At 69.6% G+C, this 17,548-nt stretch carries 6 protein-coding genes; 4 read left to right on the top strand and 2 right to left on the bottom strand.

Translation table 11 applies throughout. From position 1 onward, the window contains the following. The first annotated feature begins 61 nt into the window (after positions 1–61). The 4 genes from fhuF to ACZYRS_RS11265 all read left to right on the top strand — a co-directional run bounded on the left by fhuF (position 62) and on the right by ACZYRS_RS11265 (position 5,415). The gene (gene fhuF, locus ACZYRS_RS11280) at positions 62–862 is read left to right on the top strand and encodes a siderophore-iron reductase FhuF (RefSeq protein WP_463419331.1); all 801 of its coding nucleotides are present in this window, start codon (positions 62–64) and stop codon (positions 860–862) included. Between the two features lie 132 nt (positions 863–994). After that, positions 995–1,909, top strand: a complete 915-nt coding sequence (locus tag ACZYRS_RS11275; RefSeq protein WP_463419330.1) for a formyltransferase family protein — start codon at positions 995–997, stop codon at positions 1,907–1,909. Continuing rightward, a complete protein-coding gene (locus tag ACZYRS_RS11270; protein WP_463419329.1) occupies positions 1,906–3,036 on the top strand; it encodes a GNAT family N-acetyltransferase in 1,131 nt (376 codons plus the stop codon). Before ACZYRS_RS11275 ends, ACZYRS_RS11270 begins: the two co-directional genes overlap by 4 nt. A 165-nt stretch (positions 3,037–3,201) precedes the next feature. Then, positions 3,202–5,415, top strand: coding sequence for a TonB-dependent siderophore receptor (locus tag ACZYRS_RS11265; RefSeq protein WP_463419328.1), 2,214 nt, complete (start codon positions 3,202–3,204; stop codon positions 5,413–5,415). Between the two features lie 92 nt (positions 5,416–5,507). Here ACZYRS_RS11265 and ACZYRS_RS11260 read toward each other — a convergent pair whose 3' ends face one another. Beyond that, complete coding sequence (locus ACZYRS_RS11260; protein ID WP_463419327.1) at positions 5,508–9,620, bottom strand: amino acid adenylation domain-containing protein; 4,113 nt, start codon at positions 9,618–9,620, stop codon at positions 5,508–5,510. After that, complete coding sequence (locus ACZYRS_RS11255; protein ID WP_463419326.1) at positions 9,620–17,548, bottom strand: amino acid adenylation domain-containing protein; 7,929 nt, start codon at positions 17,546–17,548, stop codon at positions 9,620–9,622. Before ACZYRS_RS11255 ends, ACZYRS_RS11260 begins: the two co-directional genes overlap by 1 nt.

The following is a 17,548-nucleotide window of genomic DNA, read 5'->3' as shown; positions in this document are numbered from 1 at the left end:
TGGCGCGTCTTTCCTGGATGGACTCCGCGCACCGTCTCCCCGCCTTGCGGCCCACGCACCCATGATCCCGATCCTGGAGCCGCTCTTCGAGGGCGAGGACCTGCGGCCGTTCGGCGAAAGGCTGCAGTGCGCGCCGGTCGCACCGGCCGGCGCCGTGCGCGTGGCCGACCTGCTCGCGCCCGACGCGCTGATGGCCGTGATGCGCCGCAGCGCCCGCTTTCGCCGCAGCGACGGGCGCGACCTGCGCCCGATCGCCTCGGCCTGGAGCCTCGAATACCTGGCGGCGCTGCTGCCGCCGGTGATCGCGGCCGCGACGGTGCTGGAGCAGGTCTTTCCCATCGGCGCGGACGAGACATGGGTGGTGCTGGACGACGACGGCAATCCCGTGCGCTTTCACATCCTGCACACGGGCGCGCCGATGCCGGGTGCGCCGACGAGCATGCGCTACGCGCCCTTGCTCTGGCAGCACCTGGCGCCGCTCTTCGAGACGCTGGCACGGCTGACGCGGCTCGCGCCCAAGATCCTCTGGGGCAACGCGGCGCGCGAATTCGACGTGGTCTTCGAGCAGGCGCTGGCACTGACCGGGCTGCCGGCGATCGCCGAGGACTGGGCGCGGCTGGTGCGCGATCCGGTCTGGCCTTCGCGCCATTGCGGCGGCGAGCCGATACCGGAACGGGGCTTCGACAACCCGCTGCACGGGCGGCAGCGCGAAGTGCGCATGTTCCACGACGACCACTACGACACGGTGAAGCTGCACCGGCAGTGCTGCCTCTATCACCTGCTGCCCGGCGAGGACTACTGCGGCGCGTGCCCGCTCGCGCCGGCGCACCGCGAGACCGAAACCGAGACGCCTGACGCCTGACGCCGCATGCGCCGCGCACGGCGCAACGCTGGTGCGATGAACAGATCCGGCGCGATTTCGTCTCCCTTGGAGGCGCGCCCGCCCCACGGGGGTGCCGTGCCGATTTCAACGTCCATCTTTCATCCCACACCCATGCCCAAGGCAAAGCTCGTCTACATCCTGTCCCTGCGAAACGCCGCCGCCGACAAGGCAGGCCAGCACATCGACTACAAGGGCGCGCAGCGCTACATGAAGTCGCCGCTCGAATACCTGGCCGAGGCGCTGGACACCACGCCGCTGGGCGAGGCCTATTCGCTCGAAGGCATCGTCTACGACGACGACGCGCAGTCGCCGCGCGACCAGGCGGCGCTGCAGGACTACGGCTTCGCCTGGCACCCCGAGCGCAAGTGGATCTTTCCGAAGGACCTGCGGGCGCAGGGGCGGCTTTTGCGCGACATGCTGCATCCGGTGCCCTCGGCATACCGACGCCTGCCGCTCGACGCCAAGGCCGAGCGCGCCGCGGGCAAGAGCGCCTTCGAGCGTGCGCTGCTCGACAAGCTCCTCACGCTGCAGGCCGACGCGGTCGTGCTCGACGGGCTCCTGGTCATCCTGGACGAGCTGGTGCGACCCGGCGCGCACTTCCATCGCAAGATCGTCAACATCCATCCGGGCATCACCCGCATCGAGTCGCCGTATGAGCGCCGCGGCGCGTGCGCGACGCTCGATGCGCTGCACGGCGTGCGCGGCCAGAAGGTGACGAACTGGACCACGATGGAGAAGACGACGGTGCCGACGGTGCGCAAGACCGGCGCCTCGCTGCACTACGTGGACAACGGCATCGACTCGGGCGAGGTGATCTTCGACGTGCTCGGCACCGACATCGGCCCCGAGGACACGATCCTGGAGTTGCGCTGGAACAACTTCAACCGCAGCCTCTTCCCGGCCATGCACCAGGGGCTGGCGCTGCTGGCCCCGCACATCCGGCGCCCATCCGATGCACACGTCACGCGCGGCGCGCACGGCACGCACGGCACGCACGACGCACACAACACCCAAGGAGACCTATGACGCTCGTCACACCGCAGCCGGCCCCGGCTGCAGACACGGGACCGAAGAACCCGCTGATTTCGTACGCCGACGGCCAGGCGCACGACGTCACGCTCGAAGGCGCGAGCCTGATGGTGCGCACGCGCGCGACCGGCGCGCTGTCGCAGTGGAGGATCACCAACGTCGCCGCCGCGGCCGCTGCCCCGGGCCTTGCGCTCGCGCAGGTCGAGGGCGAGACCACCGGCCCGGGCGCGGCGACGCATCTGCTCGCGGCGCTGGAGGCCGCGTTCGCGCACCATCCGGCGAACCACTCGATCGTCGTGGCCGACGCGGGACGCTTTGCGGAGCTTGCGCAATCTGGCGTGCTGCTGCCGATCGCGGGCGGCACCGAGGCGCGGGCCTGGCGCGACATGCTGTGGCAGCACGCGCGGATGTGGCTGCCCGCGGTGCACGCGGCGACCGCGCCCATCGCGCTGCAGTACGCGCTGACCCACGGCAAGCGCCATCCGGTGCGCCCGCCCAAGCCGCGTGGCGTGCTCTACCAGCGCTTCATTCCGTGGCTGGGCAAGACCTTCTCGTTCCGCAGCATCGACTTCGAGCGCGACCTGCCGCTGTTCAACCGCTGGATGAACGACCCCGACGTGGCCAAGATCTGGGAAGAGGAAGGCGACCTGGACAAGCACCGCGCCTACCTGGAGGCGATCGACCGCGATCCGCACATGTACTCGATGATCGCGAGCTTCGACGGCGAGCCTTTTGCCTACTTCGAGATGTACTGGGCCAAGGAAAGCCGCATCGCGCCCTTCTACGACGTGGACGACCACGACCGCGGGTGGCATGTGCTGGTGGGCGAGCCCGCGTTCCGCGGCAAGGCGTACGCGACGGCCTGGCTCACCTCGATCTCGCACTACATCTTTCTTTGCGACCCGCGCACGCAGCGTGCGATGGGCGAGCCGCGCATCGACCACGTGCAGCAGATCCGCAACCTGGACAAGTCGGGCTACGCGAAGGTCAAGGAATTCGACCTGCCGCACAAGCGCGCGATGCTCGTGATGATGCTGCGCGAGCGCTACTTCTGCGATGCGCTCTGGCTGCCGCGCGACGACGCGGCGGCGATCTCTGGGCGGCCGCTGTCGGCAACGCTTTGAAGCTTGCGGCCGCCCGCGTGCGGCCTGCATCCGGCGGCAAGAGAACGGGTCCTGTCGTGGAAATGCGTCATTTGTACCCATGTGATTCCACAGCCCGACCAAAATAAGAACCATTCTCATTAGAATCCGCGCGGTCTACCCATTCATCCACCATTTGTCCTACTCATGCGCACTCTTCCCCTGCCTCGCCAACGCCTGCTGAATGCCTCGCTCGCGGCGGCCTTCGGAACTGTCATCACCTTCTGGGGCCTGTCGGCTTCGGCCCAGACGGACGCGCAACCCGCCCCGGCCAACGCCAGCACGGGCGCTGCGCTGCCGTCGGTCACGGTGACGCCCGATGCGGAAGAGAACGGCCACGTCAACGGCTACCTCGCCCGCCGCAGCACGGCCGGCTCCAAGACCGACACGCCGATCATCGAGACGCCGCAGTCGCTGTCGGTGATCACGGCCGACCGCTTCCAGGCCATCGGCGCGACGCGGCTGCGCGATGCGCTGGGCTACACGCCGGGCGTGAACATCGCGCCCTTCGGCTCCGACTCGCGCTACGACTGGATCGCCGTGCGCGGCTTCGATGCCTACAGCCCCGGCTTCTACGAAGACGGCCTGCCGCTGCGCAACGCCAACAGCTTCTCGGTCTGGAAGACCGAGAACTACGGCGCCGAACGCATCGAAGTGCTGCGCGGCCCCGCCTCGGTGCTCTACGGCCTGAGCAGCCCGGGCGGCGTGGTCAACGTGGTCAGCAAGCTCCCCACGGCTACGCCCATCCGCGAACTGCAATTGCAGGTCGGCACCAACAACCACCGCCAGGTCGCTGGCGATTTCTCGGGCGCGCTGGACGCCGAGGGCAAGGTGCTCTATCGCCTGACCGGCGTGCTGCGCGATGCGCAACTGCCGGCCGGCAAGATGGCCGACGACCGCACGTACCTTGCGCCCTCGCTCACCTGGAAGATCACCAACGACACCACGCTCACGCTGTACGCGCAGGTCATGCGCAACCGTGCTGGCGTCTACACGCGCAACCGCCCGTGGGCCGGTTCGCTGGTGCCCAGCGCCATCGGCACGTTCATCCCGGCCAAGCTGTTCCAGGGCAACCCCTACTTCGATCACTTCAACCAGGACCAGGAACTGTTCGGCTACAACTTCGAGCACCGCTTCAACGACACCGTCACCTTCCGCCAGAGCGCGCGCGCCGGCCGCCTGAAGGTGGACTACCGGGGCCTGCAGGCGCCCAGCTTCACCACGGTCAACCCCGACGACGAGTTCGATCCGGTCAACTTCCAGAACCTCTCGCGCAGCCTCTTCGGCAGCCGCGAATCGGTGCGCGCCTTCGCCATGGACAACCAGGCCCAGGTCGATGTGCGCTCGGGCGACTGGAAGCACAAGATCCTGGTGGGCGTGGACTACCAGCACAACAACTTCGAGACCAACAGCTACAGCGGCGGCACCGCGCCCGACCTGAACATCGCGAACCCGTACTACTTCAACGGCCCGTTCGAGATTCCGGACCCGTACGAGATGAACGCCACCCGCCTCACCCAGACCGGCGTCTACCTGCAGGACCAGATCAAGTGGCGCGACACGCTGCAGCTCACGCTGGGCGGGCGCTACGACACGGCCAAGAGCAGCGTCTTCAGCCGCCTGGACGGCACCTCGACCACCGTGTCCGACCACAAGTTCACCGGCCGCGCGGGCCTGGTCTACCTGGCGCCGAACGGCTGGGCGCCCTACCTGAGCTACTCCGAATCGTTCCAGCCGACCGGCGTGGTCGACCCAGTCACCAACGAGCCCTTCAAGCCCGAATCGGGCCGCCAGTACGAGGTGGGCCTGCGCTACCAGCCGCCGGGCACCAAGAACAGCTTCAGCGCGGCCATCTTCGACCTGCGCCGCAAGAACTACATCAGCTACGACACCGAATTCCAGCCCAAGCAGACGGGCGAGATCTCCGTGCGCGGCCTGGAACTGGAAGCCACGACGCAGCCCACCGATCGCATGAACCTCACCGCGTCGTACAGCTACACGCCGCGCGCCATCGTCACATCGAGCGCGCGCCCCGAGGAAATCGGCAAGCAGGCGAACGCCGTGGCGCGCAATCAGTTGTCGGCATGGGGCGACTACCGCTTCACCAACGGCATCAAGGTCGGCCTGGGCGTGCGCTACACCGGCCCCACGCGCGGCAACGGCGGCGGCTCGCCGATCAAGGTGCCCGGCGTGACGCTGCTGGACGCGATGGTCGGCTACGACTTCGAGCACTGGAGCCTCGCGCTCAACGTGCGCAACCTCACGAACAAGACCTACATCGCCAACTGCGACACGCCTTCGCAGAGCTGCTACTACGGCGACCAGCGCAAGGTGCTCGCCACCGCGACCTACCGCTGGTAAGCAGCGAGCGCCGCACGGCAAAAAGGCCGGATGCCCACGAGGCATCCGGCCTTTTTTCATGCCGCGCCCGAAGGCGCCGCGAAAGAAAAAAACTACGCGGCGTCGGCGGCCAGCAGCCGCTGCTTCACGAGCGCGCTCAACCGCGGAAGGCGAATGATGTCCAGGTGATCGGCGTTCTCGAGCACGTCGCTCGCCGCCACCGGCGCGTGGGCCGACCAGTCGCGCAGCCGGCCGTCCCTGCGCAGCGAGCTGTCGGCCTGGAACACGTGCACCGGCCGCGCCGACGATGCGTACGCATAGCGCATCGACTGCACGCGGCTGTCCAGCGTCGCCCACAGCAGGTATTCGGCGGCTTCGTCGCCCGCGCCGTCCGACGGAAACGCCTGCGCGGGGTCGAGCATCTGCTCGGCCACCCAGTCGCGTTCGCGCGCGTCCATGCGCGCCATCAGCGCCTTCCACTGCGCGGCCATCTCCGAGCGCGCGAGCCACTCGGCCAGCGCCTCGTCGGCCCGCGCGCGCTGCGCTGCCGTGAGCGTGCCGGCGGGAACCATCGGCTCGGTCTCGAACACGTCCACCGCGCCGATGAATGCGACCTCGATGCGCCCTTCCAGCTGCCGCGCGACCTCGAAGGCCAGATCGCCGCCGAGCGACCAGCCCAGCAGCGCGCAGCGCCCGCCGGTGGCCGTCGCGAGGATGAAGTCCGCGTACTCGGCCGCCAGCTCGCGGATCGCGAAACCGCGCCAGCGCTTGGCGGTGTAGACGTGGCTCACGAAGCCGTACACCGGCCGGTCGCTCTCGAGCGCGCGCGCCAGCACCTGGAACTCGCGCGTGTTGACGATCAGCCCCGGCATGCAGAACAGCGGCACGCCCGCACCGCCCTCACCGCCGGTACCGCCCGCATTGAGGCAGACCGCGTGGTGCGAATCGCCCAGGCGCTGCTGCAACCGGTCGGCCAGCGCGGCGAGGCTGCCCGCCTGCATCACGTCGGCCAGGCCCAACTGGCTGCCGCCCGGCAGTTGCTGGCGGACCTTGGCGATGAGCTTGAGGCTCAGGATCGAATCGCCGCCCAGCTCGAAGAAGTTGTCGTCGCGCGCCACGCGCGCCACGCCCAGCACCTCGCGCCAGATGCCCGCCAGCGCCTCTTCGGCCTCGCCCTGCGGCGCATCGAACGCGCGTTCGCGCCCGAGCGCTTCGGGATCGGGCAGCGCGCTGCGGTCGACCTTGCCGTTGGCGTTCAGCGGCAGCGAAGGCAGCGTGACGATGGCGCGCGGCACCATGTAGTCGGGCAGCACGCGCCCCAGGCGCTCGCGCAAGACGACGCTGTCGGCGACCTGCCCGGCATGCGCCGCGACGTAGCCCACGAGCGAGGCGCGGCCGCCGCCTGACGCCTGCCGGGCCACCACGACCGCTTCGCGCACCTCAGGCTGCGACAGCAGCTGCGCCTCGATCTCCCCGAGTTCGATGCGGAAGCCCCGGATCTTCACCTGGTGGTCGATGCGGCCCAGGTATTCCAGCTGGCCCTGCTCGTTCCATCGCACGAGATCGCCCGTGCGGTACAGCCTGCCGCCGCTGCCCAACGGGTCTGCAACGAAGCGCTCTGCGCTCAAGCCGGGCTTGTTCAGGTAACCGCGCGCAAGGCTCACGCCTCCGAGGTACAGCTCTCCTGCGACCCCTCGTGGCACGAGGTTCAGTTCTCCATCGAGCACATAGCCCTGCGTGTCGCTGATCGGCTGCCCGATCGGCACCAGCGCCTGCCCATCGTCCCTGCAGGTCCAGCGCGTGACGTGGATGGTGGTCTCGGTCGGGCCGTACAGGTTCTGCAGCGTCGCGCCTCCGAGGCGCTGCAAGGCTTCCTTCTGCGTCTCCGAGGGCATGGCCTCGCCCCCGCAGATGATGTGCTTCAGGCGCGTGCTCGCCTCGATCCCCGGGTGCGCGAGGAACGCCTGCAGCATCGCCGGAACGAAGTTCAGCGTGGTGATCTGGTGGCGTTGGATCAGCTGCACCAGCCGCTCGGGATCGCGGTGATCGCCCGGATTGGCCACCACCAGACGGGCGCCGGCGGTCATGGGCCAGAACAGCTCCCAGCACGAGACGTCGAAGCCGAACGGGGCCTTGTGCAGAACCGTGTCTTCGCGGCCGAGGCCGTAAACGCGCTGCATCCACGCCATGCAGCTGTGCAGCGCATCGTGGCGGATGGCTGCGCCCTTGGGGCGGCCGGTGGAGCCGGAGGTGTAGATGACGTAGGCAAGGTGTTCGCCGTGCAGGGCAACCTGCGGATCGCTCTCGGGTTCATTGGCGAGGTCGAGGTCTGCCACTTCGAGGAAGGTGAGGCCTTCGCGCGCAGCGATGTGATCGCGCGTGGCGCGGTGGGTCAGCAGCAGTTCGATGCCGCTGTCCTCGACCATGTAGGCCAAACGCTGCGTCGGGTATTCGGGGTCCAGCGGGAGATAAGCACCACCGGCCTTGAGGATGGCCAGGATGCCCACGACCATCTCCACGCTGCGCTCCATCGCGATGCCCACGAGCACATCGGGACCCACGCCCAGCGCGATCAGCCGATGGGCCAGGCGGTTGGCGCGGCGGTTGAGTTCGGCAAAGCTCAGGGCTTCATCGGCGAACAGCAACGCCGTAGCCCCGGGCTGTGAACTGGCATGGCCCTCGATGAGGCAGTGCACAGGTTGCAAGCCGGGCTCGCGATGCGTGTTCACGCTCCACTGCGCGAGCTGCGCCTTCTCGGAGGCACCCAACAGATCGACATCGCCGACGGCCTGTTCGCCGCGGCTGGCCAGCGCGCCCAGGATCGAAACGTAGTGCCCCGCCATCCGCTCGATGCTCTCGGCATCGAACAGCTCGGCCGCATACGCAAAGAGCGCATTCACCCGTCCGTCCGCATCCTCGCTCGTGTTGAGCACCAGCTCGAACTGCGCCGCCGGATCGCCGAGCGCATAACCCTCGACCTCGATCCCCGGCAGTTGCGCAAAGGCCCGCCCATCGATCCGCTCGTGGTTGAACACCACCTGGAACAGCGGGCTCACGCTCAGGCTGCGGTCGGGCCTCAGGGCCTCCACCAGTTGTTCGAACGGCAGGTCCTGGTGCGCCTGCGCGCCCAGCGCCGCCTCCTTGGTCTGCGCCAGCACCTTCGACAGCGGCGTGCGGCTGTCCATCACGTTGCGCTGCACCTGCGTGTTGACGAAGAAGCCGATCACGCCCTCGATCTCCGCGCGCGTGCGGTTCGCCACCGGCACGCCCACGCGGATGTCGCGCTCGCCGCTGTGGCGATGCAGCAGCACCTGGAAGCCCGCGAGCAGCACCATGAAAAGTGTTGCGCCGTTGCCGTGCGCGAGCTGGTGCAGCTGCTGCACGAGTTCGCGCGACAGCTCGACGGTGTGCCCCGCCGCCTGGTAGCGGCCGTCGGGCCGGCGGCTGCGGTCCGTCGGCAGTTGCAGCACCGGGTTGGCGGTGCCCAGCCGCTCGGTCCAGTAGGCGAGCTGTCTCTCCTTCTCGCCCGCCTCGAGCCAGTTGCGCTGCCACGCGGCGTAGTCGGCATAGCGCACCGGCAGCGGCGCCATCGCGGGCGTCTCGCCGCGCACGCGCGCGCGGTACTGCTGCATGAACTCGTCCACCAGGATCTGCTTGGACCAGCCATCCGAGACGATGTGATGCATCACCACCACCAGCACATGCACGTCGGCCGCCAGCCGCAGCAGCCCCACGCGCAGCAGCGGGCCGCGCGTGAGGTCGAAGGGCGTGTCGGTCAGGCGCTGCGCCGCTTCGCGCGCGCCGTCCTCCGCGGCCTGCGGCGCGAGGCCTTGCAGGTCGATCGTCTCGATGTCGAAATCGATGCGCTCCAGAATCCGCTGCGCGCTCAGCCCCTGCCCGTCGGGACGGAACACGGTGCGCAGCGACGCATGGCGCGCCACCAGCGCCGCGAAGCTCGCCTTCAGCGCCGCCACGTCGAGCGCGCCGCGCAGCTTCAGCGCGCCGTTGATGTGGTACGCCGTGCTTGCGGGGTCCAGCTCCCAGAGGAACCACTGGCGCAGCTGCGCATACGACAGCGCCGCCGCGTCCTGCGCGCCGGCGGCCGGCACGATCGGCAGCCGCGCGAAATCCACGCCCTGCTTGCGCAACGCATCGAGAAAAATCTTCTGCTTGTCCCGCGGCAGCCGTGCGAAGCGGTCTGCAATGGCCTGTTTTTCGATCTGCATCAATCCTCCAGCTCTGCGAGCAACGCGGCCATCTGCGCAAGATCCGTGGCCTCTTCCTTTTCCACCGTGCGCGACATCGCCTGCAGCGCCTGCGCGAGCGCGGCCAGCGTCGGATGCTCGAAGTACACCTTCAGCGGCACCTGCATCGACGAGAACTGCCTTTGCATGCGCGTCTGTACGCTGAGCACCGACAGCGAATGCCCGCCGAGCTCGAAGAAGTCGTCGTGACGGCCGACCTTCGCGACTTCGAGCACGTCGGCCCACGCGGCTGCGAGGGCCACTTCGATCTCACCCTGCGGCGCCTCATAGGCTCGCTCGCTGGCCCGCTCGGGTTCGGGCAGCGCCTTGCGGTCCACCTTGCCGTTGGCGTTCAGCGGCAAGGTCGGCAACACCACGAAGGCGGCCGGCACCATGTAGTCGGGCAGCACTTCGCCCAGCCGCGCGCGCAGGCCCGGCGTGTCGATCGCGTGATGTGCCTGCGCCGACAGGTACGCCACCAGCATCGTCGCGCCCGCCTGCTCGCGCGCGATGACCGTCGCCTCGCGCACCTCGGGCTGCGCCAGCAGTTGCGCCTCGATCTCCCCCAGCTCGATGCGGAAGCCCCGCACCTTCACCTGGTGGTCGATGCGCCCCAGGTAGTCCAGTTGGCCCTGTTCGTTCCACCGCACCAGGTCGCCGGTGCGGTACAGGCGGCTGCCGTCCTCGGCCGCGATGAAGCGCTCGGCAGTGAGGCCGGCACGGTTGAGGTACCCGCGCGCCAAGCCTTCGCCCGAGACGTGCAGCTCGCCCGCCACGCCCAGCGGCACCGCGTTGAGCTGCGCATCGAGCACGCGCAGGCCCAGGTCGGGGATCGCGATGCCCACGGGGCTGCGCTGCGGGCCGATGTCCGCGGCGGTGATGCGACGGTAGGTCACGTGCACCGTGGTCTCGGTGATGCCGTACATGTTGACCAGTTGCGGCTGCTGGTCGCCGTGGTGCTCGATCCATGTGCGCAAGCGCTGCGGCTCGAGTGCTTCGCCGCCGAAGATCACGACGCGAAGTGCCAGCGGCTCCGACAGTGCCTGCGGCAGGCTGGCCAGCTGGCCGAAGGCCGAGGGCGTCTGGTTGAGCACCGTCACGCGCTGCGTGCGCAGCAGCTGCAGGAAGTCTTCCGGCGAGCGGCTGACCCAGTAGGGCACCACCACCAACTTGCCGCCGGTGCACAGCGCGCCGAATATCTCCCACACCGAGAAGTCGAAGGCGTAGGAGTGGAACAGGGTCCATACGTCCTCGGGGCCGAAGTGAAACCATGCGTCCGTCTGCGACAGCAGGCGCGTCACGTTGCGGTGGCACAGCTGGGCGCCCTTGGGGCGGCCGGTCGAGCCGGAGGTGTAGATCACGTAGGCGAGGTTGTCCGCGCTCAGCGCCACGCTCGGATTCGTGTCGGGGTAATTGCTGAAGTCCGTGGTGTCCAGCGGCAGCACGGCCACGCCGGCGGGCAGCGCGACGGAATCCTGCAGGTGGCTCTGGGTGAGCACCAGCGACAGGCGGCTGTCTTCCACCATGTAGGCGATGCGGTCGGCCGGGTATTCGGGATCGAGCGGCACATATGCGCCGCCGGCCTTCAGGATGCCCAGCAAGGCCACCACGAGCTCGATGCCGCGCTCCAGCGCCACGCCCACGCGGGTCTCGGGACGCACGCCCAGCGAGATCAGGTGATGCGCCAGCCGATTGGCCCGGCGGTTGAGTTCGCCGTAGCCGAGCGTCTGTGTCTCGAAGGACAGCGCGGGCGCCTCCGGGTGCAGCGCAGCCTGACGTTCGACCAGACGGTGCAACAGCGTCGCCTCGTCCGCATCTTCTCGGCCATCGGCCTTGGCGCCCCACTGCTGCAACTGCGCCTGCTCCGCATCGTCCAGCAGTTCCAGCGTGCCCAGCGCACGCGACGAATCCGCAACCAGGCCTTCGAGCAACTGGCTCATGTGCCGCGCAATGGCCGCGGCCTCGCGCTCGCCGATCACCGCCCGGTCGTGGTTGAACTGCAGCACCAGCGCGGGCGAGAGCACCACCTTCACCGTCATCGGATAGTGGGTCTCCTCGTGCTGGCCGATCACGTCGACCGTCATGCCGCCCGGCATGTTCTCGCGCAGCGCCTGGTCGGCCGGGTAGTTCTCGAACACCACGATGGTGTCGAACAGCCCCGGCCCCGCGGAGCCCGCCCAGCGCTGGATCTCGTAGAGCGGCGTGTGCTCGTGCTCGCGCACGTCCAGGTTCTGCGCCTGCAGCTCGCGCAGCCAGTCACCCACGGCCTGGCCGGGCTGCGGCGTGCAGATCACCGGCAGCGTGTTGATGAAGAGGCCCACCAGCTGCTCCACGCCCGCCAGTTCGCCGGGGCGACCGGACACGGTCGAGCCGAAGGCGACCGCGCGCTGCCCGCTGTAGCGTTGCAGCAGCAGCGCCCAGGCCGCCTGCACCAGCGTGTTCATCGTGACGCGCTCGCGCTTGGCGAACGCCACGAACCGCCCGGTGGCCTCGGCATCGAACGCGTGGCGCAGGTTGTCGTAGCCGGTCCCTGCGACGGCTGGCTTGGGCAACGCATCGACCAGCCGCGTCGGGCCTTCGAGGCGGCTCGCCTCGCGGCGCCAGTGCGCTTCGCTGGCCGCGGCGTCCTGGGCCTGCAGCCAACCGATGTAGTCGCGGTAGCGGCCCGCGAGCGCGGGCAGCGCCTGGCCGCCGTAGTGGCGCAGCACTTCGCCCAGCAGCTGCGAGGTGCTCCAGCCGTCCAGCAGCAGGTGGTGCACCGTCCAGATGAAATGATGGCTGCGCGCGCCGGTGCGCACGAGCACGAAGCGCGCGAGCGGCGCCTCCGCCAACGCGAAGCCGCGCGACTGCTCGGCCTGCGCCAGCGCGGCCATGTCCTCGCACGACGGGTTCCGCTCGCGCCAGTCTTCTTCGCGCCACGGCAGTTGCGCGTGGCGGTCGATCCATTGCAGCGGACGCCCTTCGCGCTGCAGGAAGCCGGTGCGCAGCACGTCATGGCGCTTGAACACGGCCTCCCAGGCCGCGCGGAAACGCGCGGCGTCGAGGTCTTTGAAATCGAGCCGCAGCTGGTTCTGATAAGCCCCGCCGCCCTGCTCGAGCAGCGTCTGGAACAGCATGCCCGACTGCATCGGCGACAGCGGATACAGGTCCGCCAGGCGCGCGGCCGCCACCGGCAACGCGTCGAGCGCCTGCTGGTCGAGCCTGGCCAGCGGAAAGTCCGAGGGCGTCACGCCGAGGGGCCCGCCTGCGCAGTGGCGCACCAATGCCTCGAGTTCCTCCTGGAAGCGCCGCGCCCAACCCAGCACTGCTTCGGCATCGTGGCGCGCGCGGCTGAAGCTCACGCTCAGCCGCAGTTGGCCGTCGAACACCTGGCCGTTGACCGAAAACTCGTGCGTAAGCGGTGCGCCGTCGTCCACCTGCGCGCCGCCCTCTTCCCGCGCGGGAGTCCACTGCGCGCCTTCTCCCGCATCGTCACGGAAAGCGCCGTCGAACTGGCCCAGGTAATTGAACACCACCTGCGCCTTCGGCAGCGCCCGCAGCGCCTTGCGCTGCGCGGCATCGCCCGCATGCTTGAACACGCCGTGGCCCACGCCCTTGTTGGGAACGCGGCGCAGGCTCTCCTTCACGCGCTTGACGGCCTCGCCGATCTCGCCCTGCGGCGCGAGCGCCACCGGGAACAGCGCGGTGAACCAGCCGACGGTGCGCGACAGGTCGATGTGCGCGAAGAGGTCCTCGCGGCCGTGGCCTTCGAGATCCACCAGGACTTGCGAATGCCCGCCCCACACGCACAGCGCGCGGCCGAGCGCCGTGAGCAGCAGGTCGTTGGCCTGCGTGCGGTAGGCCGCGGGCGCGTCCTTCAGGAAGGCTTCGGTGGTGGCCCGGTCGAGCTGCAGCTCGATGGTCTGCTGGTCCTTGACGGCGTTTGATGCCTGCGGATGCGCGCAGGGCAATGCCGCCGGCACCTGCGCCAGCGTGCGCCAGTGGTCCAGCTCGTCGGCATGATCCGCCGCGTAGCCCTGCAGGGCGAGCGACCAGTCCTTGTAGCTGCTCGTCTTCTCCGGCAGCACGATGGGCGAGCCCACGAGGCCCTGGCGGTACGCCAGCTGCAGGTCTTCGAGCAGCACGCGCCACGACACGCCATCGACCACCAGGTGATGGATCGCCAGCAGCAGCCTCGCCTGGCCGCCCGGCAGCTCGACGGCCAGCGCGCGGATCAGCGAGCCGCGCGCGAGGTCGAGACTGCGCTGCGCCTCGTCGCACAGCGCTTCGAGCTGCGCGGCATCGGCCGCGCGGCGCACCCAGAGCAACTCGTGCAGTTCGTTGTCGGACACGGTTTCGTAGCCTTGCTGCCAGTCGCCCTGAGCGTCCTGGCGAAAGCGCAGGCGCAGGCCGTCGTGGTGCTGCACCACGGCGCGCAGCGCCTGGCGCAAGGCCGGCAGCTGCAGCGGCTCGCGGCTTTGCAGCAGCACCGACTGGTTCCAGTGGTGTCGCGCGGGCATCGCCATCTCGAAGAACTCGCGCTGGAACGGCAGCAGCGGCACGGCGCCTTCCGCGGCGCTTGCAGCCGGCCGTTTCACATCGCCCGCCGGCTCGATCGCGCCCGCGAGCAGCGCCACCGTCTGGCGCTCGAAGATCTGCTTGGGCGTGGACTTCCAGCCCGCCAGGCGCAGCCGCGCGACGATCTGCAGGCTCAGGATCGAGTCGCCGCCGAGCTCGAAGAAGTTGTCGTTGCGCCCGACCTGCGCAAGGCCCAGCACCTCGCACCAGACTTTCGCGAGCGCCTCTTCGGCGGCACCCTGCGGCGCCTCGTAGGCGCGCGCCGCTTCGGCCGCCGGCTCGGGCAGCGCATGCCGGTCGACCTTGCCGCTCGGTGCGAGCGGCAGCGTGTCGGTCACCATGATCACCGCGGGCACCATGTAGTCGGGCAGCGCGCGCGCGAGCCGCTCCCTGAGCACGGCCGCATCCGCACGCGCGCCGGCGCGGGGCGACACGTAGCCCACCAGTCGCGTGCCGTTCGGCCCGTTGGCGGCGTTCACGGCGCTCACGGCGTTCACGGCAACCGCGACGGCCTGGCGCACCTCGGGCTGCGCGAGCAGCAGCGCCTCGATTTCGCCCAGCTCGATGCGGAAGCCCCGCACCTTCACCTGGTGATCGATGCGGCCCAGGTATTCGAGCTGGCCGTCTTCGCGCCAGCGCACCCAGTCGCCGGTGCGGTAGAGGCGGCCGCCCCCTTCGGGTGTCTCGTCGAACGGGTCGGCCACGAAGCGCTCGGCGCTCAGCCCCGCGCGCTGCAGGTAACCGCGGGCGAGGCCCGTGCCGCCCAGGTACAGCTCACCGGCCACGTTGCGCGGCACGCGGTTGAGGTCGCCGTCCAGCACATAGGCCTTGCGGCCTTCCACGGGCCGGCCGATGGGCGCATAGCCTTCGGTGAAGCTCGCATCGGCGGCCACCTTCCACAGCATCGGCGTCACCACGGCCTCGGTCGGCCCGTAGCCGTTGATGAGGATCTTCGGCTTGAGGTACCGGCGCACCGCGTCGAAGCTCTCGCGCGACATCGCCTCGCCGCCGAACGAATACAGCTGCACCGGCGGGCAGCGGCCGGTGTCGCGGGCCCAGTCGGCCAGCTGGCGCAAGTAGACCGGCGGAAAGCCGGCGTTGGTCACGCCGTGGTGCGCCATGGCATCGAGCGTCTGCTCGGCGGTCCAGAGCGAGGCGTCGCGCAGCAGCAGCGAGGCGCCGCAGCCCAGCGCGGTGAAAAGCCGCTCGTGCGCGCCGTCGAACGAGAACGACAGGAAATGCAGCTCGCGCGAACGCGGCCCCATCTCGTAGAGCACGGCCGTGTCGACGCAATGCGCGGCGAAGGGCCCGTGCGCGACCATCACGCCCTTGGGCATGCCGGTGGAACCGGAGGTGTAGATGATGTAGGCGAGGTTGCCGGCGTGCACCGGCACCTCGGGTGCGAAGGCGCTCTCGCCGTCGAGGTCCGCGGTGTCCAGCTCGAGCACCTGCACGCCGGCGTTCACCGGCACGCGCGCGCGCAGATGGCTTTGCGTCACCAGGAGCGCGATGCCGCTGTCCTCGACCATGTAGGCCAGCCGGTCCACCGGGTACTCGGTGTCCATCGGCACGTAGGCGCCACCCGCCTTCAGGATGGCGACGAGGCCCACCACCATCTCCATCGAACGCTCCACCGCGATGCCCACGCGGGTCTCCGGCTTCACGCCGAGCGCGACCAGCCGGTTCGCCAGGCGGTTGGCGCGGCGGTCGAGTTCGCCGTAGCTCATCGTGCGGTCGCCGAAGATCAGCGCGGTGGCGTCGGGGCGCTCTTTCGCATGCCGCGCCATGAGGCGGTGCACCGGCTCGGCGTTGCCGTCGGAGCGCAGGTTGACGCCCCATTGCACGAGCTGGCGCGTTTCGCCGGCGGCCAGCAGGTCCAGGTCGCCAATACGGGCGTCGGGGCGCTCCGCAAGCGCGACCAGCACGGCGACGTAGTGCGCCGCCATGTGTTCGAGCGTCTGTGCATCGAACAGCTCGCGCGCGTAGTCGAAGTTCAGCCGCACCTGGCCCGCGCCGTCCTCGGTGCCGCTGAGCGTCAGCTCGAAATGCGCCGGCTGCTCGCCCAGCGCGTAGTCCTGCAGCGCGAGGCCGGGCAGGTTTTCGAGGGCGCCGTGGTCCTGCCGCTGGTGGTTGAACATCACCTGGAACAGCGGCGCCGTGCTCAGGCTGCGCTCGGGCTGCAGGGCCTCGACCAGCTGCTCGAACGGCAGGTCCTGGTGCGCCTGCGCACCCAGCGCCGCCTCGCGGGTGTGCGAGAGCGCCTGCCGCAGGCTGGTGCGGCCATCGAGCTCGTTGCGCAGCACCTGGGTGTTGACGAAGAAGCCGATGACGCCTTCGGACTCCACGCGGTGGCGGTTGGCGATCGGCACGCCCACGCGGATGTCGGGCTGCGCGGTATAGCGGTGCAGCAGCACCTGGAAACCCGTGAGCAGCACCATGAAGAGCGTGGCGCCCTCGGCCTGCGCCCGCTTGCGAAGCGACGCGGCCAGTGCCGGCGTGAGCGCGATGTCGTGGCGCGCGGCGCGGTACTTGCCGTCGGCGCGGCGCGGATGGTCCGTCGGCAGTTGCAGCACCGGATGGGCAGCCCCCAGCTGCGCCTTCCAGTGTTCCAGCTGGCGGTCTTTCTCGCCGGCTTCGAGCCAGTGCCGCTGCCACAGCGCGTAGTCGGCGTACTGGATCGGCAGCGGCGCGAGCGCCGGCACCTGGCCCTCGACGCGCGCCCGGTACTGCGCGACGAACTCGTCCACCACGACGCGCATCGACCAGCCGTCGGACACGATGTGGTGCATCACCACGACCAGCACGTGTTCGTTCGCGCCGAGGCGGACGAGCCCGACGCGCAGCAGCGGGCCGGCGGTCAGGTCGAAAGGCGTGTCGCAGATGCGCCGCGCTTCCTCGGCGGTGCGTGCCTCGCGCTGCGCGCCATCCAGGGCTGCGAGATCGACGAAGGAGATGTCGAATCCCGCGTCCGGCAACACGCGCTGCTCGACCACGCCTTGCGCATCGGCCGCGAACACCGTGCGCAGCGATTCATGGCGCGCGACCAGCGCGGCGAAGCTCGCCTCCAGCGCCTCGACATCGAGCCGCCCTTCGAGCTGGAGGCCCCCCGAGACGTGGTACGCCGAACTGCCCGGCTCCAGTTGCCACAGGAACCATTGGCGCATCTGCGCATACGACGGCGCGCAGGCCGCCTGCGCGGCCTCTTCGCGCGGGGTGATCGGAAACTGGCCGATGGTGAAGCCCTCGGCGCGGATCTTCTGGTACACCGCGCGGCGCTGCGCCGCGTTCAGCCGCGAGAAGCGCTTGCCGATCTGGTCATGGGTGGTGGCGGGAACGGGACTGGGGGTGGTCAT

The organism is Variovorax sp. AC194 (assembly GCF_979257995.1).
Note: the sequence above shows the minus strand (reverse complement) of the source record. Positions and strands in the feature narration are given on the sequence as shown.

Excerpts from the sequence above, each read along its gene's own strand:
- fhuF (WP_463419331.1), top strand. The coding sequence starts at position 62 with ATGATCCCGATCCTGGAGCCGCTCTTCGAGGGCGAGGACCTGCGGCCG.
- ACZYRS_RS11275 (WP_463419330.1), top strand. The coding sequence starts at position 995 with ATGCCCAAGGCAAAGCTCGTCTACATCCTGTCCCTGCGAAACGCCGCC.
- ACZYRS_RS11270 (WP_463419329.1), top strand. The coding sequence starts at position 1,906 with ATGACGCTCGTCACACCGCAGCCGGCCCCGGCTGCAGACACGGGACCG.
- ACZYRS_RS11265 (WP_463419328.1), top strand. The coding sequence starts at position 3,202 with ATGCGCACTCTTCCCCTGCCTCGCCAACGCCTGCTGAATGCCTCGCTC.
- ACZYRS_RS11260 (WP_463419327.1), bottom strand. The coding sequence starts at position 9,620 with ATGCAGATCGAAAAACAGGCCATTGCAGACCGCTTCGCACGGCTGCCG.
- ACZYRS_RS11255 (WP_463419326.1), bottom strand. The coding sequence starts at position 17,548 with ATGACCACCCCCAGTCCCGTTCCCGCCACCACCCATGACCAGATCGGC.